At 31.6% G+C, this 2,348-nt stretch carries 3 protein-coding genes; all 3 read right to left on the bottom strand.

What is annotated here, in order from left to right:
- Positions 1-124: 124 nt before the first annotated feature.
- Entirely contained in the window at positions 125-391 is a 267-nt protein-coding gene (locus tag PSN35_RS07140) for a CopG family ribbon-helix-helix protein (protein WP_300031459.1), read from the bottom strand.
- A 122-nt stretch (positions 392-513) separates the two neighbouring features.
- Positions 514-897: a hypothetical protein gene (locus PSN35_RS07135; RefSeq protein WP_300031456.1), complete on the bottom strand. Its 384-nt coding sequence runs from the start codon at positions 895-897 to the stop codon at positions 514-516.
- Positions 894-2,186 carry an ATP-binding protein gene (locus PSN35_RS07130; protein ID WP_300031454.1) on the bottom strand — a complete coding sequence of 431 codons (1,293 nt, stop codon included), beginning with the start codon at positions 2,184-2,186 and terminating at the stop codon, positions 894-896. The genes PSN35_RS07135 and PSN35_RS07130 overlap by 4 nt, the downstream gene beginning before the upstream one ends.
- Positions 2,187-2,348 lie beyond the last annotated feature (162 nt).

Below are 2,348 nucleotides of genomic sequence, written 5' to 3'. Positions count from 1 at the left end.
TCCAATTTATTTATCTCTTCTTTCAACTCGCTTGATGCTCTACTTGCAGCAGTCGGATTCTTTTCGGCAATAAATTCTCGCAAGCGAGTTAAATCTGATAGCGCTCTAGCGGAGTAATTAATCATTATGCAGTTGGTGTGGGTAACTCATTATCACTTCCCCAGCTGTCTAACCATTTATCAACCTTATTTGCATTAATAAAACGACCATTTTTAACATCATCTAATGCCTCCAACGTATCTTGCCACCGATCTTGTTCCATTTTCTGTCGAGCAACAAACTCCTTAACTGCTTGATTAATAAGATAGTTTTTACTTCTATCTAATTTTTTAGTTAAGTCTGCAAGTGGTTTTTCAATATCTGAATTTAAACGAATACTTGTAACACCCATAATATAACCTTTATAATTATTTGTACTACATTATAGTACAAATGGTATTTGGCTTGCCAATTCTTCTTTGATTGGTATGGTTCTATTTTTTGTGCTTTTGCTATTTAATGTCATTTTTTACTTCACCCCATTCTAGCATCAGTAGATAGACAAAGCTTTACGGCTTGTCTTGTATCTTCGTGGTCAATAGCATTAATTAATTCTCTAATTTCTGCGTCAGTTAAAAATTTTACTTTTCTTTTGCTAATGATCAGCATGCGATTTCTGACTCTTTCTCCATCTTTTAAAGTGTTGCCGTGCAGTTGATACCAAATATTGATAAGATCTGATAATTTTCTAATATCTTTAATCTCTGGAGTCCAGTCTTTATCTTGTTCCATTTGGCCAATAGAGTGTCTTTCGTATCTAGTTGCCTCTGTACGAGTTTTGAATCGCCTTCTAATTCTTTTGTTTCTGCCTAGACTAATGTCAACAATAAAAGTACCATTTGACGCTTTTTTAATCATGACTGTTTGTCAGAAATAAGTAAGAATTTATAAAGAGGTGTGATGTAAATTGATTTTTCACCTATCTTTATTTTTTGCTCTTCATCTTTGGTTACAAGGTATGCACAATCAAGATTGAAATACTCCATTGCTTCAATCAAGCCGTTAATTTCTCTATCTCTAGTGTTCTTATTATCAATTTGATAGCTCACATTAATAATTTTGGTGCCACTATTGAGTTTTACATAAAAATCAACTTCTTGTTTTTGCTTGAAATAATAAACTTGCTTGGTTTGCCTTCTAAGATGTAAAAATACAATGTTTTCATATAATTTACTCGCATCATCACTTATTGAATAATCGTATATCTTTTTAAAGCCATTATCAATAGCATATATTTTCTTAGGATTCCTTTGCTCTTCTTTAATCGAGTTTCTATAAATTGGCACAGTGAAAACCGTATAAGCATCTTCTAGATGTGAAAGATATTCAAATAATGTATCTTTGCCTAATTTATAGCCTTGCCCTTTAAGCTCGTTAAAGAGTTTGGTGACATTGAGTAATGTGGCAATATTAGTAAAACAATATTTGTTCAATATTTTTAATAGCTCTCTATTTTTAATGTTGTATCTTTCAACAATATCTTTATAAACAATTAATTCTAAATAATCACTCAGTATTTTTCTTGAAATTTCAGCGTCTTGATTAATGGTTTCGGCAAAACCACCATCTATTAAATAACTTTCTAGTGCATTTTCTACAAAGCTAATTGATTTGGATGAATGCTGATTAAATTCTATGTCTCTATATTGCAGATACTCTTTAAACGAGAAGGGGAAAATTTCGTAAGTTATTGCGCGACCACGCAAGCTGGTGGATATTTCAGTAGAAAGTAGTTTGGCACTAGATCCAGTGATATAAATATGTATATTTAATGTGTCATAAATTCTACGAACGTACAATTCCCAATTGTCAACAACTTGCACCTCATCGAGAAATAAGTAGATTTCTTGATCTCTATTAGCTGGATAAAGCTCAAAATATGCCTCTAACAACATATCAAGATCTTTTAGTGTTAAAGGATAGAGGCGATCATCTTCAAAGTTAATATAAACTATTTTGTTATTATCAATCTGCTCTCTAAGTTGGCTGATTAGTCCAAATAAAATCGAGCTTTTTCCACTTCTTCGTACACCAATTAAAGAGATAATTTTTTCAGATTTTAGTGGAATGGCATATTCTCTAGGCAATATGCCAGTAATATTACGCTCAGAAAAATCAACGATTATTTTTTTAAAAAGTGCCTTCATAGTTTTTAGTCCTTTTATGTAAGGATTATTATATACATTTTAGTCCTTTTATGTAAGGTCTAAATATATATTGTACATAAATCACACTCTTTAAATTACTTTATTATTTTCATCCTTCGCCTCTCTCTTAATATGCGGATCAACCTGAGGCATGTACTCATC

The organism is Candidatus Thioglobus sp., from assembly GCF_028599055.1.
Lineage (GTDB): Bacteria > Pseudomonadota > Gammaproteobacteria > PS1 > Pseudothioglobaceae > Thioglobus_A.
This window is presented reverse-complemented; position numbering and strand designations above follow the sequence as displayed.